Annotated in this window: 19 protein-coding genes; 2 read left to right on the top strand and 17 right to left on the bottom strand. The window is 67.2% G+C overall.

The annotated features are described in order from the left end of the window. Positions 1-58 precede the first annotated feature (58 nt). From AC07S4_RS02655 to AC07S4_RS02595, 13 genes are read right to left on the bottom strand one after another with little or no spacing between them, the layout of a single operon-like run. Positions 59-1051 (bottom strand): LysR family transcriptional regulator, encoded by a 993-nt coding sequence (locus AC07S4_RS02655; protein WP_494985116.1) that lies wholly within the window; start codon positions 1049-1051, stop codon positions 59-61. After that, complete coding sequence (locus AC07S4_RS02650) at positions 1041-1697, bottom strand: GntR family transcriptional regulator (protein WP_494985115.1); 657 nt, start codon at positions 1695-1697, stop codon at positions 1041-1043. Before AC07S4_RS02650 ends, AC07S4_RS02655 begins: the two co-directional genes overlap by 11 nt. A 43-nt stretch (positions 1698-1740) precedes the next feature. Beyond that, positions 1741-2163 (bottom strand): VOC family protein, encoded by a 423-nt coding sequence (locus tag AC07S4_RS02645; protein ID WP_494985599.1) that lies wholly within the window; start codon positions 2161-2163, stop codon positions 1741-1743. Positions 2164-2174: 11 nt separating this feature from the next. Next, positions 2175-2966 (bottom strand): sulfite exporter TauE/SafE family protein, encoded by a 792-nt coding sequence (locus AC07S4_RS02640; RefSeq protein ID WP_494985114.1) that lies wholly within the window; start codon positions 2964-2966, stop codon positions 2175-2177. Positions 2967-2971: 5 nt separating this feature from the next. Then, positions 2972-3574 carry a malonic semialdehyde reductase gene (locus AC07S4_RS02635; RefSeq protein WP_494985113.1) on the bottom strand — a complete coding sequence of 201 codons (603 nt, stop codon included), beginning with the start codon at positions 3572-3574 and terminating at the stop codon, positions 2972-2974. Continuing rightward, the gene (locus tag AC07S4_RS02630; RefSeq protein ID WP_494985112.1) at positions 3571-3990 is read right to left on the bottom strand and encodes a RidA family protein; all 420 of its coding nucleotides are present in this window, start codon (positions 3988-3990) and stop codon (positions 3571-3573) included. The genes AC07S4_RS02635 and AC07S4_RS02630 overlap by 4 nt, the downstream gene beginning before the upstream one ends. Further along, positions 3987-4904 (bottom strand): dihydrodipicolinate synthase family protein, encoded by a 918-nt coding sequence (locus tag AC07S4_RS02625; RefSeq protein WP_494985111.1) that lies wholly within the window; start codon positions 4902-4904, stop codon positions 3987-3989. Before AC07S4_RS02625 ends, AC07S4_RS02630 begins: the two co-directional genes overlap by 4 nt. 2 nt (positions 4905-4906) lie before the next feature. Beyond that, positions 4907-5848 carry an alpha/beta hydrolase gene (locus AC07S4_RS02620; RefSeq protein ID WP_494985110.1) on the bottom strand — a complete coding sequence of 314 codons (942 nt, stop codon included), beginning with the start codon at positions 5846-5848 and terminating at the stop codon, positions 4907-4909. Then, positions 5848-6669, bottom strand: a complete 822-nt coding sequence (locus tag AC07S4_RS02615; protein WP_494985109.1) for an ABC transporter ATP-binding protein — start codon at positions 6667-6669, stop codon at positions 5848-5850. Before AC07S4_RS02615 ends, AC07S4_RS02620 begins: the two co-directional genes overlap by 1 nt. After that, the gene (locus AC07S4_RS02610; RefSeq protein WP_494985108.1) at positions 6666-7409 is read right to left on the bottom strand and encodes an ABC transporter permease; all 744 of its coding nucleotides are present in this window, start codon (positions 7407-7409) and stop codon (positions 6666-6668) included. Before AC07S4_RS02610 ends, AC07S4_RS02615 begins: the two co-directional genes overlap by 4 nt. Before the next feature lie 9 nt (positions 7410-7418). Further along, complete coding sequence (locus AC07S4_RS02605) at positions 7419-7961, bottom strand: VOC family protein (protein ID WP_494985107.1); 543 nt, start codon at positions 7959-7961, stop codon at positions 7419-7421. A 1-nt stretch (position 7962) separates the two neighbouring features. After that, complete coding sequence (locus tag AC07S4_RS02600; RefSeq protein WP_494985106.1) at positions 7963-8970, bottom strand: ABC transporter substrate-binding protein; 1008 nt, start codon at positions 8968-8970, stop codon at positions 7963-7965. Then, positions 8967-9932 (bottom strand): fumarylacetoacetate hydrolase family protein, encoded by a 966-nt coding sequence (locus tag AC07S4_RS02595; protein ID WP_494985105.1) that lies wholly within the window; start codon positions 9930-9932, stop codon positions 8967-8969. The genes AC07S4_RS02600 and AC07S4_RS02595 overlap by 4 nt, the downstream gene beginning before the upstream one ends. Positions 9933-10034: 102 nt before the next feature. Between AC07S4_RS02595 and AC07S4_RS02590 the strand changes: the two genes are divergently transcribed. Beyond that, positions 10035-10991, top strand: a complete 957-nt coding sequence (locus tag AC07S4_RS02590; protein ID WP_494985104.1) for a 2-hydroxyacid dehydrogenase — start codon at positions 10035-10037, stop codon at positions 10989-10991. Here AC07S4_RS02590 and AC07S4_RS02585 read toward each other — a convergent pair. Continuing rightward, the gene (locus AC07S4_RS02585) at positions 10988-11467 is read right to left on the bottom strand and encodes a VOC family protein (protein WP_494985103.1); all 480 of its coding nucleotides are present in this window, start codon (positions 11465-11467) and stop codon (positions 10988-10990) included. The genes AC07S4_RS02590 and AC07S4_RS02585 overlap by 4 nt on opposite strands. Positions 11468-11615: 148 nt before the next feature. On the opposite strand from AC07S4_RS02585, the gene AC07S4_RS02580 reads away from it, so the two are divergent. After that, the gene (locus AC07S4_RS02580; protein ID WP_494985102.1) at positions 11616-12686 is read left to right on the top strand and encodes a porin; all 1071 of its coding nucleotides are present in this window, start codon (positions 11616-11618) and stop codon (positions 12684-12686) included. A gap of 10 nt (positions 12687-12696) precedes the next feature. Here the strand turns inward: AC07S4_RS02580 and AC07S4_RS02575 are convergent, their stop codons facing one another. The 3 genes from AC07S4_RS02575 to carA are packed head-to-tail and all read right to left on the bottom strand — an operon-like array spanning position 12697 to position 19500. Then, on the bottom strand, positions 12697-14445 hold the full coding sequence (locus tag AC07S4_RS02575) for a methyl-accepting chemotaxis protein (RefSeq protein WP_494985101.1): 1749 nt from the start codon (positions 14443-14445) through the stop codon (positions 12697-12699). Positions 14446-14459: 14 nt separating this feature from the next. Beyond that, positions 14460-18338: a carbamoyl-phosphate synthase large subunit gene (carB, locus tag AC07S4_RS02570; protein ID WP_494985100.1), complete on the bottom strand. Its 3879-nt coding sequence runs from the start codon at positions 18336-18338 to the stop codon at positions 14460-14462. Further along, a complete protein-coding gene (carA, locus tag AC07S4_RS02565) occupies positions 18331-19500 on the bottom strand; it encodes a glutamine-hydrolyzing carbamoyl-phosphate synthase small subunit (protein ID WP_494985099.1) in 1170 nt (389 codons plus the stop codon). The genes carB and carA overlap by 8 nt, the downstream gene beginning before the upstream one ends. Positions 19501-19715 lie beyond the last annotated feature (215 nt).

The following is a 19715-nucleotide window of genomic DNA, read 5'->3' as shown; positions in this document are numbered from 1 at the left end:
GCAATAAAATATAATGAATACTTCGGCTCTGGATATTCCAGAAATTGATACCAGCGCGCTACAGCTCCCCGGCCGCCTGCGTCAGGCAGGCGATGAAGCGGGCGGCGGCCGGCGTGCTGGCGCGGTCTTCGCGCACCGAGTAGCCGATGCGGCCGAAGGCGCCGATGTCGCCCAGCTCCAGTATCGCCAGCAGCTTCATTTGCGCGAAGTGCTGCGCCACGGCGCGCGGCATCAGGTTGATGGCCTGCATGGACTGCATCAGGCCGATATTGGTCAGCAGCGACAGCGACTCGACGATATTGCCCGGCATGGCCAGGCCGGCGTCGGTGAACAGGCGCTCGGCGGTGATGCGCGCCGGCGATTCCATCGGCGGCAGCAGCCAGGGCCAGGCCAGCAGTTCGCGCAGGCCGATGCCGGCGCGCTGCGCCAGCGGATGCTCGCTCCACACCACCGCGCACAGCGCTTCCTGGAACAGCTCCGTGTGGCGGAAGCTGTACATGCGCGCCAGCGGCAGGTCGGCCTCGGGCAGGCGGCCCACCACCAGGTCCAGCTCCCCGGTGGCCAGCGCCGGGAACAGGCGGTCCAGCGGACCCTCGCGCACGGTGATGAGGATGCCGGGCCGCTCGGCCTTGAGCTTGGAAATGGCCAGCGGCAGCAGCCGCGCGGACGCGGATATCAGCGTGCCGACGATGACGTGGCCCGAGTCGCCGCTGCGGAAGGCGTTCAGTTCATCGGTGAGGTAGCGCAGCTCGGCGATCACGGACTTGACGCGCGCGCCCAGCAAGGTGGCGTAGCAGGTGGGCACCACGCCCCGGTTGGTGCGCTCGAACAGCTCCACGCCCAGGTCGCCCTCCAGTTCCTGGATGGCCTTGGTGACGGCAGGCTGCGTGAGGTTCAGTTCCTTGGCGGCGCGCGCGATGGAATGCGAGGCGAGCACGCGGTCGAAGATCAGCAGCGGCTTGAGTTTCAGGCGGCGCAGCATGCCGTCCACCAGCGGGAGGTCAGCACGCGGCGGGTCGGCGCGCAGCGGGTCGGTATCTTCAGGCCGCATGGCTGGCCTGGCGCTCGCGCATCACTTCCAGCACGTGCACGCTGAGACGGTGGGCATGGTCGCGCATGGCGAGGTAGGCGCGTTCCGCGTCGGACGCCAGGATGGCGTTGACGATGGCTTCGTGCTCGTCGTGCGACTGCGCCAGGCGGCGCTCCACCCCGCCCTGCGCGGCGCGGAACTGGTTGAGCCGGGCGCGCAGCTTTTCTATGCTCTCGGCCAGGCTCTTGTTGTGCGCCCCGGCGCAGATCAGCTGGTGGAACTTGGCGTTCAGTTCCAGGTAGCCGTCCTCGTCGCCGTGGTCCATGCACTCCACGCCCTGCAGGTGGAACAGCTCCAGCTGCTTTTTCTGCACGGCGCTCATGCGCTCGGCGCTGATGCGGCAGCACAGCGCCTCCAGCTCGCCCAGCGCTTCCAGCGTGTCGGCCAGCTCGTCCAGGCTGATGCTGATGACCACCCCGCCCTTGCGCGGGCGCAGTTCGACCAGGCCGGCATTGGCCAGTTCGCGCAGCGCCTGGCGCACCGGCGTGCGCGATACCTTGAAGCGCTCGGAGATGGCGTTTTCTTCCAGGCTCGCGCCCGGTTCGACGGCGCCGTTGATGATTTCGTCTGCAAGGATGCGATAAAGCCGCATCGAAATGGTTTCCATGGTTCTCGATCTTTTTGTTTTGGTGAAAATCGTCCGCCCTACACTATATCGCGAACAGGCGGTTCAGGGCAGCCAGTCCTTTGAACTCCAGCGCGTTGCCGGACGGGTCGCAGAAGAACATGGTGGACTGCTCGCCGGGCTGGCCGGCGAAGCGCACGTGGGGCTCGACCACGAACTGCACGCCGGCGGCGCGGGTCCGTTCGGCCAGCGCATTCCAGTGCGGCATGTCGAGCACGATGCCGAAGTGCGGGATAGGCACCGCGTCGCCGTCCACCAGGCCGGCGCCGGCGGCCGGCTGCAGGTCCGCTTTCAGGTGCAGCGAGAGCTGGTGGCCCATGCAGTCGAAGTCCACCCAGCGCCCGGTGCTGCGGCCTTCGGTGAAACCGAGCACGCCGCCGTAGAAGGCGCGCGCCTCGTCCAGGTCGCGCACGAAGAAGGCCAGGTGGAAGGGGAACAAGGCTTGCATCATCTATCCTTTCAAAACAGCGAGGTGAGCATCCTGGTGCCGACGATCAGCAACAGGCAGGCGAACAGTTTTTTCAATTTGGCCACCGGCAGCGCGTGCGCCATGCGCGCGCCCAGCGGCGCCGTGAGCATGCTGGCAATGGCGATGGCGGCCAGCGCGGGCAGGTAGACGAAGCCCAGGCTGTGCTCCGGCAGCGCCGCCACGCGCCAGCCGTTCAGCACATAGCCCGCCACGCCGGCTGCGGCAATGGGGAAACCCAGCGCGGCGGAGGTGCCGATGACGGTGTGCAGCGGCACGTTACACCATGTCATGAACGGCACGGACAAGGTGCCGCCGCCTATGCCCACAAAGCTGGACACCACGCCGATGGCGCCGCCGGAGGCCAGCATGCCGCCGGTTTGCGGCAACTGGCGCGTCGGCTTGGGTTTGATGTTCATCAGCATCTGGATGGCGACGAAGTAGGCGAAGCAGATGAAGATCAATTTAAGCACATTGGTGGACATGCGCGCCGCCAGCCACACGCCGGCCAGCGTGCCGGCCACGATGCCGGGCGACAGCCGCCGCACCACCGACCAGTCCACGGCGCCGCGCTTGTGGTGCGAGCGCAGGCTGGCCACGGAGGTGAACAGGATGGAGGCCATCGACGTGCCCAGCGCGAGGTGCAGCGTGTATTCCGGCGGGAAGTGGTGGGCCGTGTAGACGAAGGTCAGCACCGGCACGATGACGGTGCCGCCGCCGACGCCGAGCAGGCCGGCCAGCACGCCGGCGCATGCGCCGAGCGCGATATATAAGAGGATGTCCATGGTTTCTATAAAAGTGTGCAGGCCTGGGCGAAGTCCAGGCGCGGGCTGCGGGGGAAGAGCTGGGCGTGGTCGCCATAGCCCAGGTTGCAGAGGAAGTTGACCTTGACGCGGCCGTCCGGGAAGAAGGCGCGGTTGACGGCTGCCGCGTCGAAACCGGACAGCGGGCCGCAGTCCAGGCCGAGCGCACGCGCCGCCAGCATCAGCCACGCGCCTTGCAGGCTGCTGTTGCGGAAGGCGGTCGACTCGGCCAGCGCGGCGCTGGCCTCGAACATGGCGCCCGCCCCCGGATTGTGCGGGAACAGCTGCGGCAGGTGCTCGTGGAAGCGCGTGTCGTAGGCCACCACGGCCACCACCGGCGCCGTGCGCACCTTGTCCACGTTGCCGGGGCTGAGGGCGGGCAGCAGGCGCGCCTTGGCCTGGTCCGTGCGCAGGAACAGGAAGCGCGCCGGGCAGCCGTTCACGCTGGTCGGGCACAGCCTGGCAAGGCCGTAGAGCTGCTCCAGCAGCGCGTCGTCCACCGCGCGCGGCAGCCAGGCGTTGTGCGAGCGGGCCTGGCGGAACAGCAGGTCGAGCGCGCTGTCCTCCACCCGGGGCGGGGCGGCGTTCATGCGCCCTCCCCGGCCGGCTGCGGCTTGTAGGCCACCACCGTCAGCTCCACCACCATGTGCGGATGCGGCAGTTGCTGCACGCCGACAGTGGTGCGGGCGGCGCGGCCGTTGAAATGCTCGGCGTAGATGGCGTTGTAGGCCTGGAAGTCGGCCATGTCGGTCAGGTAGGCGGTGACGGCCACGCAGTCGGACAGGCGCGCGCCGGCCTGGGCCAGCGCCGCCTCCACTTTGGCGATCACGACGCGGGTCTGGTGCGCCGCGTCGAACACCACGCCGCCCTGCGGCAGGTGGCGCACGCCGGCGATGCTGCCGTCGGCCTGGCGTGCGCTCATGCCCGAAACGTGGATGTAGTCCCCGGCGCGGCAATAGGCCGGGTAGCGCCCCAGCGGCGCGATGCGCTGCACGGCCGCGCTCATGCCTGCTCCAGTGCCGGCATGGCGAAGCCGGCGGCGACCAGCTCGGCCAGCAGCGCGGCCTGCTGCTGCGCGCTCAGCGGCGACAGCGGCGGGCGCTGTATCCGCCACTGTTGCTGGTCGCGGTAGTGGCCGATGGCCCACTTCAGCGCGGCGATCATCGGATACTTCTGGAAGATCTGCCGCACCCGGTCCACCTGCTGCTGCGCCAGCGGCGCGCCCTGCTCCGCCCAGTTGGCGCACAGCGAGGCGATGGCGGCCGCATTCACATTGATGGTGGCGGAGATGCAGCCGGCCGCTCCCAGCGGCATGGCGCGCGACAGGAAGCTTTCCGAGGCGGGGAAAATCGACAGCTGCGGGAAGTTGCGCAGCATGGCTTCGATATTGGCCCAGTCGCCGTTGCTGTCCTTGACCCCGGCGATCTGCTCCGGATAGCGTTTGGCCAGACGCTCGATCAGGCCCAGGCTGATCGGCACGCCGGAGAAGGCGGGGATGTGGTACAGGAAAAGCCGCAGGTCCGCGTCGCCCACGCGCTCGATCACTTCCGCGTAGTAGGCGAACAGGCCGTCGTCGCTGACGCCCTTGTAGAAGAACGGCGGCAGCACCAGCACGCCGGCGCAGCCGTGCAGCAGCGCGTGGCGGCTTAGCGCAACCGTGTCCGGCAGCGCGCTGCAGCCGGTGCCGGGCAGCGTGCGCGTGAAATCGATGCCGCGCCCGCCCAGGCGGTCCAGCAGCATCATGCGCTCGGCCAGCGACAGCGAGTTGGCTTCGCTGTTGGTGCCGAAAATGGCCAGGCCCGCGCCTTGCCGCTGCAGCCAGAGGCAGTGCGCGGCGTAGGCCTCGAAGTCGATGTCGAGCGCGGGCGTGAAGGGGGTGACAGCAGGCGCGAAGGCGCCGCTCAGCCGTGGTGGTGCCATGGTCAAGTCTCCTGATTGGATAGGGGCCGCGTGCTGTCGAGGAAGTCGATCAGCGCGGGGCCGAAGCTTAGGTCCGCCGTGTCCAGATGGGCGACGATGGAAGTGTGGTTGTGGCCCGGGACTTGCAGGAAGCGCAGTCCCTTGGCGCCGGCTTGCTGCGCGCGCTGGAAGAACTCGGCGCCGTAGGCGTCCAGGTGCGGATTCTCGTACTCGGCGACGGCGACCAGCGTGGGCAGGTCCAGGCGGGCGGCATGGGTGACGGGCGAGCGCTGCTCATATAGCGATTCGTCGCTGCCCCAGTAGGCGCGCACGCCGGCCGCGTTCGGGTTGTCCGCGCGCGCATCGGCCCGCAGCCGCGCGCTGATCAGGACCAGGCCGGACAGGCCGTGGCCCGCATGCTTGCCGGCGCCCGCCCCGCCTATGTCCAGCGCGTAGCTCGCCGCATGGGCGCCGCCGGCGGAATGGCCGATCAGCACGATGTGCTCCGGGTTGCCGCCATGGGCGCCGGCATGGGCGCGCAGCCAGTCCAGCGCCTGCGCCACGTCGTCCGCGCCACCGGGGAACGGCGCTTCCGGCGCGAGCCTGTACTCGAGGTTCACCGCCAGGTAGCCGTGGCGGGCGATGTAGCGCGTGACGTTGCCGTAGATTTCGGCGTTGCTGTTCATATTCCCGCGCATGAACGCCCCGCCGTGCACGAACACCGCCACCGGCGCACCGCGCGCCGGCGTGGCCGCGCTGCGGTAGATGTCCAGCCGCTGGCGCGGGTGGGCGCCATAGACCAGTCCCGCATGGACGCTGATGCCGCGCCGGTCCGCAGCCGCCAGCAGCGGCGTGTAGGCCGCCACCACCTGCTCGCGGTGCCGGTTGATATCATCCGCCCACACCGGCCCCATGGCCCTGAGCGCCGCCGCGTCCTGCGCCGGCAGGCCTTCGAAGGGCAGCATCAGTACACCCCCATGATGCGGCTCAGCTGCGCGATGTATTCGCCGTAGCGCGGATTGGTCTTCACATGCTCCGGCTTGCGCGGACGCGGCAGGTCTATGCTGATGTCGTGGATGATGCGGCCCGGACGGCCGGACATCACCAGCACCCGGTCGGACAGGAACACCGCCTCCTGGATGCTGTGCGTCACCAGCAGCACGGTCTTCATGTGCTCCTGCCAGATGCGCAGCAGCTCCACGTTCAGCAGGTCGCGCGTGAGCGCGTCCAGCGCGCCGAAGGGCTCGTCCATCAGCAGTATCTTCGGGTCCAGCGCCAGCACCTGGCCGATAGAGGCACGCTGGCGCATGCCGCCCGACAGCTGGTGCGGATAGCTGTTCTCGAAGCCCGACAGGCCCAGCGTGCGCACCAGTTCGCGCACCTTGCCCGCCAGCGCCTCGCGCGGCAGCTTGCGCAGCTCGGCGCCCAGCAGCATGTTCTGCTCCACGGTCAGCCAGGGCAGCATATTACTGGTCTGGAACACCACGCCGATCTCCGCCACCGGCTGCACCATGGCGCGGTTGCACACCTGGACCAGCCCTTCGCTGTGCGGGACCAGCCCCGCCACGATGCGCAGCAAGGTGCTCTTGCCGCAGCCGCTGGGCCCCAGGATGGAGACGAACTCGCGGTCGCGGACCGTCAGCGACACGTCCTCCAGCGCGTTGACGGCTTGCTTGCCGGGGAAGCGCTTCACCACATTGGCCACGCGTATCACGTCCGCCTGCGGCGCGGCGCCGGATGCGGGTGCGGGTGCGCCATGCTGCGTATTCATTATCTTCAGGTTCATGCCGATTTCCCCCTCCACCACACCGCGCGCGACGCCACTTCCACGGCCCAGTACAGCAGGCTGGCCAGCAAGGTGATCGCCAGGATGGCGGCAAACATCAGATCCGTCTGGGCGTTGGCCGTGGCCAGCGTCATCAAGTGTCCCAGTCCTTTTTCCGCGCCGATGAATTCACCGACCAGGGCGCCGATCACCGCCAGCGGCATGGCGATCTTCACGCCGTCCACAAAGCTGGGCAGCGCGGACGGCAGCTGCAGGCGCAGCAGCGTGTCCCAGCGCGAAGCGCCGAGCGCGCGGAAGTGCTCGTCGAGGTTGGCCGCAATGCCCGACAGCCCGCCCAGCGTGGCGATCACCAGCGGGAAGAAGGCAAACAGGAAGGTGGACGCCAGCTTGGAGCCGAAGCCGTAGCCGAACCACACGATCATCAGCGGCGCCAGCGCAATCTTCGGCATGCTTTGCAGCGCCGTGATGAAGGGATACAGCGTGCGCCGCGCGAAGGCGTTGAAATGGATCGTTACGCCCAGCACCACGCCGCCGGCCACCGCCAGCGCAAAGCCGGCCAGCACTTCCAGCAGCGTGACCCAGCATTCGGACAGCAGCAGTTCGCGCTGCTCCCAGCCCGCCGCCAGCACCTTGCTCAACGGCGGCATCAGATAGCTGCGCACGCCGCTGAGCGCAACGCCGTACTCCCACAGCAGCGCGAACGCGCCCCAGAACAGCACCGTTTCCACAGTTCGTTTCATGGGCCCTCCTCAGCTCTTGCCCGATTTCGCATCCACCACCGCTTGCGGCGGCGGCACCACGAAATGCTTGAAGCGGTACTGGTCGAAGGAATCGATGTTGCGCTCCCAGACTTTGGCTTCGTAGCCGCTGCCGGGCGGGATCTGCGTCATCTCGCAATACACTTCCACGTTGTTGCCGTCCGGGTCCTTGAAGACCAGGAACAGGTTTTCGCCCGGGCCGTGCTTGCCGATGCCGCGCACGATCTCCACGCCGTGCGCTTTCAGCACTTCCACCGTGCGGTCGATCTCCGCGCGGTCTTCCACCAGGTAGGAGAAGTGCTCCACGCCGGGGCGGCCATAGTGCGGCAGGTCGTTCATGCCGGGCGAGCCGGCGGGAATCTGGGACAGCGCCAGGTCGTGGTGGTCCTGGCCCGCGCGCAGGAACACCATCTGGTCGCCGATCCAGTCCGATACCGTCAAGCCCACCACTTCGGTATAGAAGCGCGCGGACTTGTGGATGTCCCGCACCATCAGCACCAGGTGTCCGAGTTTCTTGGGTCGCAGCTTTTCCATCTCACTCTCCTACAAAACGGTTGGTATAGATTTCGGACGTCTTGACCTGTGCGGTCACGCTGAAGGCCTTCTTCACGAATTCGGCGGTGGCCTGCATGCGCTCGTCGTGCATCCAGCCGGTCTTCTTCGTGGACGACTCGGGGGCGTGCATCAATTCGCTGGTCTCCTCGATCTGCTGGCGCAGCACGGACTTGTCGATCAGCTTTTGCTGGCGGGCGATCAGCTCCACCGCGTCGGCCGGGTTTTTGGCCTGGTAGTCATAGCCCCGGTAGGTGGCCGCCACGAAGCGCTTGACCAGGTCGGGATTGGAGGCGATCAGCTTCTCGCTGGTGACGATGCCGTTGCCGTACAGGTTGAGCTTGAAGTCGCGGTAGCGCAGCGCGCCGATCTTGATGTCGTTCTTCTGCGCCATGCGCTCCAGCACCGGCTTGTTCGCGCCTTCCCAGCATTCGGCCAGGTCGATGGAACCGTCCAGGAAAGCGGTGTTGATCACGGCCGGGTCGAGGCGCAGCAGCTTCACGTAGTCCGGCGGCAGGTTGTTGGCGGCGAGCCAGGCCGGGATCACGTTGTGCAGCGGCGAGGCCGCGCCGCCGCCGATGACCAGGCCTTTCAGGTCGGCGATGGTCTTGATCTTGCGGCTGGGCTTTTCGACGTAGCACAGCGCCGCCGGCCAGCGCGTGTTGATGGCGCCCACCATGACGGTCTTGCCGCCCTGCGCGCGGTTCAGCATCACGCTGATCGGATCGCCGTAGCCGAACTCGAACAGGCCCTGGTCCACTTCATTGACGGTGCGCTGGCCGCCGTAGCCGCGCGTGGCGCTCACGTCCAGGCCCGCTTCGGCGTAGTAGCCCTTGGCGATGGCCACCAGCACGCCGCTGGTGCTGCCCTGCGGCAGCCAGGCCAGGTTGAAGCGCACGGCGTCCGCCGCCAGCGCGGGCGCGGCGCTGGCCAGCGCGGCCGCCGCCGCCGTGGCGGTGACGGCCCGGCGCAGCAGGCGCCGGGACCTCATGCCGCCTCCTTGCGCGCAGGCGCTGCAACCACGCGGTTGCGGATGCTGCCGATGCTCTCGATGGTGGCCACCATCTCGTCGCCGGGTTTCAGGTACACGCCGCGCCCCATGCCCACGCCGTTCGGGGTGCCGGTGGCCAGCAGGTCGCCCGGCTTCAGCGTCAGCATGCCGGACAGGTAAGCAATCTGCTCGGCGATGTTGAAGATCATGGCGTCGGCGGTGTCGTCCTGCATCATCTCGCCGTTCACGGAGAGCTGCATGCGCAGGCCCTGCGGCCGCTCGATGCAGGCGCGCGGCACCACCCACGGACCGATGGGGCCGAAGGTGTCGTGGCTTTTGCCCCGGAACCAGTCGTGCTTGAAGGGATAGTCGCTGCGGCGGTTCAGGTCGCGCGCGGTAACGTCGTTGAACACCGTGTAGCCGGCGATGTAGTCGTAGGCCTCCTCCACGCTGACGTTGCGGCAGGCCTTGCCGATGATGACGCCCAGCTCCACTTCCCAATCCAGCTTTTCGGTATCGGCCGGCATGACGACGTCGGTATCGGTGGCGGTGATGCTGGTCTCCGCCTTCATGAAGCAGAACGGCGCGCTCTCTTCGCGCGGCGCCAGTTCGGTGCCCATCTCGCGGGCATGCTCGTAGAAGTTGGACGCCGCGCCGAAGATGCGGCCCGGCGTGTACGGCACGCCGATGCGATAGGACTGCGGCGCCAGCGCCGCCACCCGGCCGGCACGCAGCAGTTCCGGCAGGGCCAGCGCCATCTGGCCGAACAGCGGCGCGGCGGCCTCCCAGTTAGCGAGGGCCGCGTCCAGGTCCGCCGCCACGCGCGGCTGGTTGCCGGCCACGCCCAGCGCGCCGGCTTCCACCAACTGGCCGACGTCGTACAGGGCCTCGTCCACCACCAGCGCCAGTTTCGCGCCAGCGCCGCCCTGCTTCAGTTCATATGTTGCGATTGCATGCCACATCTCTGTCTCCTTGTTGTTGATGGGAATACGATAATCTCTATCCGTATACATATCAAGTTAAATGTGTGAAAATTTTCCTCACTTAACCAGGGAGGATGAAAAATGGACTTGTCGATGAAGCCGCAGCTGCTCCTGCTGATCAGCATGGCGGCGCCGTTTGTGGAAGAAATACAGAGCCGCTGGCCCATGGCGGCGCTGCCGGATGCGGCCGCGCTGGAGCGGCTGGCGCGCAACAGCGCTGCGCAGCTGGCCGGCGTGCGCGTGGTGATCACCAACGGCAGCACGGGCCTGTCGGCGGCGCAGATGGATGCGCTGCCGGCGCTGCGGCTGGTGTGCAGCTATGGCGCGGGCTACGAGAACATCAATCTGGCTGCGGCCGACGCGCGCGGCATCACGGTGACGCATGCGCCGGGCGTGAACAACGCCACGGTGGCGGACCATGCGCTGGCGCTGATGCTGGCCAGCGCGCGCGGCCTGCCGGCGCTGGACCGCGCGGTGAAAGCGGGCCACTGGCTGGCGCACCGCATGGCGCGGCCTGCGGTGCACGGCAAGCGGCTGGGCATCGTCGGCATGGGCAATATCGGCGCATTGATTGCGCGGCGCGCGGCGGCGTTCGACATGGAGATTGCCTACACCACGCGCAGCCCCAGGCCGGAACTGCCCTACCGGCATGTGCCGGCGCTGCTGGAACTGGCGCGCAGCAGCGACTATCTGGTGCTGGCCTGCCCCGGCGGCGCGGCCACGCGCCACCTGGTGGATGCGGCCGTGCTGGAGGCGCTGGGGCCGCAGGGTTTCCTGGTCAATATCGCACGCGGCAGCGTGGTGGACACGGCGGCGCTGATGCGGGCGCTGGAGCGGCGCGCCATCGCAGGGGCGGCGCTCGATGTGATAGAGCATGAACCGGCGCTGCCGCCGGGTGCTGCCCTGATGGACACGCTGATACTGACGCCGCACATTTCGGGCCGCTCGCCGGAAGCGCAGTTGGCGCAGCATGAAGTCCTGCTGGCCAACCTCGCCGCGCATTTCGCCGGCGGCCCTCTGCGGCACGCGCTCGCTTAGCTGATGCCGCTGCGGTCCGCCACCAGGTCCGGGTGGCGCAGCGCCGGACCGGCGCTGCTCGCGTCGGCGCCCACATCCTTCACGGCGCCGCCCCAGCCATGGTCGGTCAGATCGACGATCACGCCGTTTGGATCGCGGTACTTCACCTCATAGAAGATATTGCCCTTCACGGGCACTTCGCCCATGTAGTAAGTGCCGCCGGCCGCTTCCGCGCTGGCGCGCGCGGCGCCGATTTCATCGACCCACATGCCGATGTGGTGCAGGCCGACGAAGTCCCGTCCGCGCTCGCCGGCCGCTTCGTCGGTCTTGTAATTCAGCAGCGCGATCGACATCACGCCGTCGCTCAGGTAGACGCCGCGCGCAAGCGAGGAGTCGGTTTCGCCGACCTTGCGGAAACCGAAGGCGTTGACGTAGAACTCGGCCGTTTTCCATGGATCGGGCACGGAAATGGCGATGTGGCGTAGCTTGGTGCTCATGGTTACTCCAGTGTGGTGGTTGATCTGCTTTTCCATTCTAACCAGCCGAAATTTATATGTATACTTTTAAATACATTTGTATTTATCCGTATACATAGAAAAACGAAGGGTCTATCATCGGCTCCATCACACAACCTGGAGACGAAAAATGAAGGCTTGGGCAATCGCGGCGCTGGCCGCCGGCAGCGCCGCTTCCACGCAGGCGGCGGACAATGTGAGCATCTACGGCTTCCTGAAAGTGAACGTGGAAAGCGTGGCGGCCGGCGGCGTGCGGCAGCAGCGCGTATCGAACGACCTGTCGGTGCTGGGCTTCCGGGGCAGCGAGGATCTGGGCGGCGGCATGCAGGGCTTCTACCAGATCGAGATGCCGGTGGCGGTCGATACCGGCGGCGGCGGCGACTTCACGCGCAACACGGCCGTGGGCCTGCGCGGCGGCTTCGGCCAGCTGCTGCTGGGGATATGGGAGTCGCCCTACCGCTACGTTTCCGTGTACGCGGTGGACCCTTTCACGGCGGGTATCTTCGCTTCCAACGCCATCATGGGCAACGGCTTTGCCACGGCGACCAACGCTGTATCGCCGGCATCGTTCGACCGCCGCCAGAAGAATCTGGTGCAATACTCCACGCCGCCCTGGCAGGGCTGGAATGCGCGCATCGCAATCAGCGCGCGAGAAGAAAAGAACGGCGCAGCCAATCCCGGCATGGAAGCGGGACTGGTGACCTATGAGGACGCCAGGCTGTATCTGGCCTACGGAGTCGAACGGCATCGCGACTACTTCGCCGCCGGCACCACGGACATCGGCCACAAGCTGGGCGCGGCCTACAGCATGGGCGGCACGCGCCTGCGCGCCGCCTTCGAGCGGCTGCGCTACGAACCGGCGCCGGGGCGCCACCTGAGCCGCAATGCCTGGCAGCTGGCCGCCACGCACAGCAGCGGCCCGCACATCTGGCGCGCCTCTGTGACACGCGCGCTGGACACCACGGGCAGCGCCGCCACCGCCGTGGGCGGCGCTGGCAAGCCCGGCCCGGACACGGGCGCGGTGCAGTACACGGCGGGCTACGGCTATGCCTTGTCGAAGCGCAGCGAGCTGTGGGTGGCCTACACGCGCACGAACAACGAAGCGCGCGCGGCCTACAACCTGTCCGCCAATCCGATACCGGGGCTGGCTGCGGGCCAGGACCCGTCAGGCGCGGGTATCGGCATCACCCATAAATTCTAGGCCGGCAGGCTCAGAATTCCTCCCAGTCGCCGGCGGCGCCGTTTGCGACTGCGCGCGGCTTCTGCGCCGGCGCCTCGGCTTTCGCCCTGGATGCCGCCGGTGTGCCTGCCACGCGGGACAGCTTGCGCACAGGGGCTGGCCCCTTTGCAATGGAGCGGGCAGGCACTGCGCGCACCGCCTGCGCTGGCGCGCCATCGAGCTTGAATACGCTCACCACGCGCGCCAGGCCCTGCGCCCGCTCGCTGAGCGAGTCGGCGGCGGACGCGGCCTGCTCCACCAGCGCCACGTTCTGCTGCGTCAGCCCGTCCATCTGCGTGATGGCGGAGTGGATCTGGTCCAGGCCGGCGGTCTGCTCCTGGCTGGCCTCGGTGATCTCGCTCATGATGTCGGTCACGCGCTGGATGCTGGTGACGATCTCCTGCATGGTGGCGCCAGCCTGGTCCACCAGCTTGGCGCCGCTGCCCACCTTGTCCACCGAATCGTCGATCAGCGCCTTGATTTCCTTGGCCGCCGCCGCCGAACGCTGCGCCAGGTTGCGCACCTCGCTGGCCACCACCGCAAAGCCCCTGCCCTGCTCGCCCGCGCGCGCCGCTTCCACCGCCGCATTCAGCGCCAGGATGTTGGTCTGGAAGGCGATGCCGTCGATCACGCCGATGATGTCGACTATCTTCTTGGACGAGTCGTTGATGGAGCCCATGGTATCCACCACCTGCGACACCACCATGCCGCCCTTGACCGCCACTTCGGACGCCGACTGCGCCAGCTTGTTGGCCTGGCGCGAGTTCTCGGCGTTCTGCTTTACGGTGCCGGTCAGTTCCTCCATCGACGAGGCGGTTTCCTCCAGCGAGCCGGCCTGTTCGCCGGTGCGCTCGGACAGGTCCATATTCCCGGCCGCGATCTGGCCGGAGGCGCTGGAAATGGTGTCGGTGCTGCTGCGCACTTCGGCCACGATGCCGGCCAGGCTGACCTTCATCTTGTCCAGCGCCGTCAGCAGCGCGCCGATTTCATTGCTGCTGTGCGGTTCGATTTGCCCGGTCAGGTCGCCCTCCGCCACGCGCACGGCAATCTGCATGGCCTGCTGCAAGGGGCCGGAGATGGCGCCCAGCAGCAGCATGCCCACCGCAATCGCCAGCACCACGCCCACGGCCAGCACCGCGATGGTGGCATAGCGGGTGCGGTCCACGCCGGCCTGCACGGCGGCGTCGTTCTCCTTGGCGCGCTGGCCGCTGAACTCCGCCAGCGCCTTCAGCGCCACGTCGCCCACGCGGTAGGACGGGTTGATCTTCTTGATCAGCACCATCTCCGCATCGTCCCACTGCCCGGCCTTGATGGCGCCCGCTGCGGCCTTGATATTCTCCAGCCCCAGCCCCGCGCTTTTCTCGTACCACTCCTGCGCCAGCTTTTTCTCCTCGGGCGACTGGATGCTGCCCAGGTAGTGCTCCCAGTTCTTGGCCGCGCGCGCCGTGGCGTCGTCGATAATGCCCCAGTGGACGGTGAGCGCATGGTCGTGCAGCTTGGACCACTCGAAGGCCGTGTTGTGCTGCAGCGCCTGCAGGATCTGGCTGCGGCTGGTTTCCATGTCCAGCCGGATGGCGTTGCGCTCGTTGGCGTTCTCCTGGTCGCGCAGGGTCACTTCCTTGAGCAGGCTGACGGAATGATTGGCGCTGTAAATGCCCATCGCGCCGATCACCAGGATCAGCGACGTCAGAAACGCCAGGGCGAAAATGATCAGGTTCTTGATCTTCATATTGGCCAACATGTGATACTCCTTGCTTAGTCTTGGATTTTTACTGCTTTGCTATTGAAGAAGCGGTGCAAGCCGCTCCTCAGTTCTTCTACTTCTTCAAATTCGATATAGGTCACGTCGCACAAGTCATCCAGCTCGCGCAGCAGCGTGGTCTTGATCGGCGCGCCTTTCCAGACCAGGAACAGCACCGGCGTGCGCCGGCCCTGGAAGATGTGGTAGGCCAGTTCAAAGGCGCTGCTCTCGCTCATGCCGACGCGGATGTTGATCATCACGTCTGCCTCCTGCAGCAATTGCAGCCGGTGGCGGCGGAAGTTCTTCGGCGTGAACGGCAGCTCCTGTTTGCGCTCGAAGGACGTGCGGAAGGTGTCCGCGCTTTCCGCCTCGGTGCCGGTGAGGTAGAGGAAGGGATGCGGCAGGCCGTTGGCGCTGTCGATCAGCTGCAGGATGTCGGCGATCATGCCTTGCTGCTGCTGGTCGGACTCGGTGAACGGCTGGCGGATGAAGAGCTTGAGCGGCGGTACGCCCACGGCGCGTTCGCGCGTACCGCGGCGCCGTTCCGGCACTTCAGTGGCGGCTGCGGCCAGGTCGGCGGGGTCCGGCTCGCGGCGGGCGCGCGCGGCTGCGCTGACCAGCGCGATGGCTTCGCGCGCCGCCTGCGCCACGTGCGCTTCCAGCTGCGCCCTGGCCGCCTGCCGGTGCAAATCCTGCACGGACAGCAGCGTGGTGTCGTCCGCATGGCGCATGGCTTCCAGCGCCGCTTCGGCCGCCGCGATGGTGGTGAAATACGCCGCGCCCGAGCCCAGCGTGGCCACCCGCATGGCGCGCGAGGCGCCGATGGCGCTGCGTTTTTCGTCCACCGTCAGCACCACCAGGCCGATCTGCTTGTTGGCCAGCATGGCCAGGGCTTGCTCGTCCGCGATCTCGCGCACGGCGATGCCGGCCGCCCCTATCACCAGCGCCGTCACATGGCTGGCCAGCAGTTCAAAGCCGAACTCCGACAGCTCGCGCGCCAGCGCCACGGCGCGCGCCTGGTCGCCTTTTTTCACGCGCAAATAAGCCTGGCCGCCGCGCGGCAGGCGCACGCCGGCGCCCAGCAGCGCCTTGAAATAGGCCTCGCCGAAGGTGGGGCCGCAGCCCATGACCTCGCCGGTGGACTTCATTTCCGGTCCGAGTATGGTGTCCACGCCGAGGAATTTGGCGAACGGCAGCACCGCCTCTTTCACGCTGAAATACGGCGGCACGCGTTCCGCCGTCACGCCCTGCTCGGCCAGCGACTGTCCGGCCATGCAGCGCGCCGCCACCTTGGCCAGCGCAAGGCCGGTGGCCTTGGAGACGAAAGGCACGGTGCGCGAGGCGCGCGGATTGACTTCCAGCACGAAGATCTGGTCGCGCACGCGGCCGTCCACCTTGTTGCGCTGGACCGCGAACTGCACATTCATCAGCCCCACCACATGCAGGCCGCGCGCCAGGCGCTCGGTCTGGCGCTTGATCTCGGCCACGGTGTCGTGCGCCAGCGAATACGGCGGCAGCGAGCAGGCCGAGTCGCCGGAGTGGATGCCGGCCTGCTCGATGTGCTCCATCACGCCGCCTATCACCACTTGCGCGCCGTCCGAAACGCAGTCCACGTCCACTTCGATGGCGTCGTTCAGGAAGCGGTCCAGCAGCACCGGCGAGTCGTGCGACACCTTCACCGCTTCGCGCATATAGCGTTCCAGGTCGGCGCGCTCGTGCACGATCTCCATGGCGCGGCCGCCCAGCACATAGGACGGGCGCACCACCAGCGGATAGCCTATCTCCTCGGCCAGCATCACCGCGTCCTGCTCGGTGCGGGCGGTGCGGTTGGGCGGCTGGCGCAGGTCCAGCTGGTGCAGCAGCTGCTGGAAGCGCTCGCGGTCCTCGGCGGCGTCTATCATGTCCGGCGAGGTGCCGATAATGCGCACGCCCGCCGCCTCCAGCTCCAGCGCCAGCTTGAGCGGGGTCTGGCCGCCGTACTGCACGATCACGCCCATGGGCCGCTCGATGGCGGCGATCTCCAGCACGTCCTCCAGGGTCAGCGATTCGAAGTACAGGCGGTCGGAGGTGTCGTAGTCGGTGGACACGGTCTCGGGATTGCAGTTGACCATGATGGTCTCGTAGCCGTCCTCGCGCATGGCCAGCGCCGCGTGCACGCAGCAGTAGTCGAACTCTATGCCCTGGCCGATGCGGTTGGGCCCGCCGCCCAGCACCATGATCTTGCGCGCATTGGTCGGCTGCGCTTCGCATTCCTCGTCATAGGTCGAATACATATAGGCGGTGCGGGTGGCGAATTCGGCCGCGCAGGTGTCTACCCGCTTGTACACCGGACGCACGCCGAGCAGGCGGCGATGGGTGCGCACCGCCTGTTCGGACACGCCCAGCAGCGCGCCCAGGCGGCGGTCGCCGAAGCCCTGCTGCTTCAGGCGGTACAGCACCGGCTTGTCCAGCCCTTCCAGCGTTTGGGTCCGCACCCACTGCTCCACTTCCACCAGGTCGTGGATCTGGGCCAGGAACCAGGGATCGATACGGGACAGGCGATGCGCCTCGTCCAGCGTCATGCCCTGCGCGAAGGCCTCGGCCAGGTACCAGATGCGCTGCGGCCCGGGCGCGGCCAGCTGCCCGGCGATCACGGCGGCGCCGGTGCTGAAGCGCTGCAGGCCGTCCAGGCCGTCGCAGCCCGCCTCCAGGCCGCGCAAGGCCTTCTGGAACGATTCCTGGAAGGTGCGGCCTATGGCCATGACCTCTCCCACGGATTTCATCTGCGTGGTCAGGCGCTCGTCCGCGCCGGGGAATTTTTCAAACGCGAAGCGCGGCACCTTGGTGACCACGTAGTCGATGGACGGCTCGAAGGAGGCCGGCGTGGCGCCGCCGGTGATGTCGTTCTGCAGCTCGTCCAGCGTGAAGCCCACCGCCAGCTTGGCCGCCACGCGGGCAATGGGGAAGCCGGTGGCCTTCGACGCCAGCGCCGAAGAACGCGACACGCGCGGATTCATCTCGATCACGATCATGCGGCCGTCGGCCGGGTTCAGCGCGAACTGCACGTTGGAGCCGCCGGTGTCCACGCCTATCTTGCGCAGCACAGCCAGGCTGGCGTTGCGCATGATCTGGTACTCTTTATCGGTGAGCGTCTGCGCCGGGGCCACGGTGATGGAGTCGCCGGTGTGCACGCCCATCGGGTCCAGGTTCTCGATGGAACAGACGATGATGCAGTTGTCCGCCTGGTCGCGCACCACCTCCATTTCGAATTCCTTCCAGCCGATCAGCGATTCCTCGATCAGCAGCTCGGACGTGGGCGACAGCTCCAGCCCGCGCGCGCAGATTGCGCTGAACTCCGCCGCGTCGTGCGCAATGCCGCCGCCGCTGCCGCCCATGGTGAACGAAGGACGGATAATCACCGGGAAGCCCAGCTCCTCCTGTGCGGCCCAGGCCTCGGCCATGCTGTGGGCGATGCCCGAACGGGCCGACTCCAGGCCGATCTTGCTCATGCAGGCCTTGAACTTGGCGCGGTCCTCGGCCTTGTCGATAGCTTCCGGCGTGGCGCCGATCAGCTCCACGCCGAACTGCTCCAGCACACCCTGGCGGTGCAGGTCGAGCGCGCAATTGAGCGCGGTCTGGCCGCCCATGGTGGGCAGCACCGCCTGCGGGCGCTCCTTCTCGATAATGCGCGCCACCACCTCCCAGGTGATGGGCTCGATATAGGTCACGTCCGCCATGTCGGGGTCGGTCATGATGGTGGCCGGGTTGCTGTTCACCAGGATGACCTTGTAGCCCTCCTCGCGCAGCGCCTTGCAGGCCTGGGCGCCGGAGTAGTCGAACTCGCAGGCTTGGCCGATCACGATGGGGCCGGCGCCGATAATCAGGATGCTGTTAATGTCGGTACGCTTAGGCATGCTGCTGGCCCCCCATCAGGTTGACGAAACGGTCGAACAAGGGCGCCAGGTCGTGCGGACCGGGCGAGGCTTCCGGGTGGCCCTGGAAGCAGAAGGCCGGACGGTCGGTGCGCATAAAGCCCTGCAGCGAGCCGTCGAACAGCGAGATATGCGTGACGCGGCAGTTGGCGGGCAGCGTATCGGGATCGACCGCGAAGCCGTGGTTCTGGGAGGTGATCATCACCTTGCCGGTGGCGACGTCCTGCACCGGATGGTTGGCGCCGTGGTGGCCGAACTTCATCTTCACGGTGCGCGCGCCGGAGGCCAGCGCCATGATCTGGTGGCCCAGGCAGATGCCGAAGGTGGGAATGCCGCGTTCTATCAGTTCGCGCGCGGCCTCGATCGCGTAGTCGCAGGGCTGCGGGTCGCCGGGGCCGTTGGACAGGAATATGCCGTCCGGCTGCAGCGCCAGCGCCGCCTGCGCGCCCGCGTCGGCGGGCAGCACGGTGACGCGGCAGCCGCGCTCGGCCAGCATGCGCAGGATGTTCGTTTTCACGCCGTAGTCGTAAGCCACCACGTGGAAACGCGCGCTGGCCAGCCGGCCGTGGCCTTTGCCCAGGCGCCATTCGGTGGCGTGCCATTCGTATGGGCTGGCGGTGCTGACGGTGCGCGCCAGGTCCATGCCGGCCAGGCCGGGGAAGCTGCGCGCCAGCGCCAGTGCGCGTTCGCCCGCCGTGGCGCCGGCGCCGCCGGCCACGATGGCGCCGTTCTGCGCGCCGCCCTCGCGCAGGATGCGGGTCAGCTTGCGCGTGTCGATGTTGGCGATGGCGACGATGCCCTGCCCGCGCAGCCAGGCGGACAGGCTTTGCGAGGAGCGGAAATTGGAGGCCAGCAGCGGCAGGTCCTTGATGACCAGGCCGGCGGCGTGGATGCGCGGCGACTCGTTGTCTTCGCCGTTGACGCCGGTGTTGCCGATGTGGGGATAGGTCAGCGTGACGATCTGGCGGCTGTAGCTGGGATCGCTCAATATCTCCTGATAGCCGCTCATGGCCGTGTTGAACACGACTTCGCCGCTGGTGTGGCCCGTGGCGCCGATGGAGACGCCTTCAAACAGTGTCCCGTCCGCCAGCGCCAGCGTGGCGTGTTCAACCGCGCCCAAGGCATGCTTGAGTGGATGCTTCATTCCCCGTCTCCTTCCTGCATCATTTAACATTTTGCCCAGATTTCACTTCCGAAGAGGAAATAAAGTCTGTACGCCGATGCCACGATACGAGAAAAGAAGCGGGTTAACTCTCTCCAAAAATCACACCAAACAAAATATCCGGCCAGCTTCCTGATATTTAACAGTTTCCATGATGCAATTCAACAACAAGCAGTGCAATTACATTAACTCAACAG

It is taken from the genome of Pseudoduganella sp. GW821-FHT05F09, from assembly GCF_059419605.1.
Note: the sequence above shows the minus strand (reverse complement) of the source record. Positions and strands in the feature narration are given on the sequence as shown.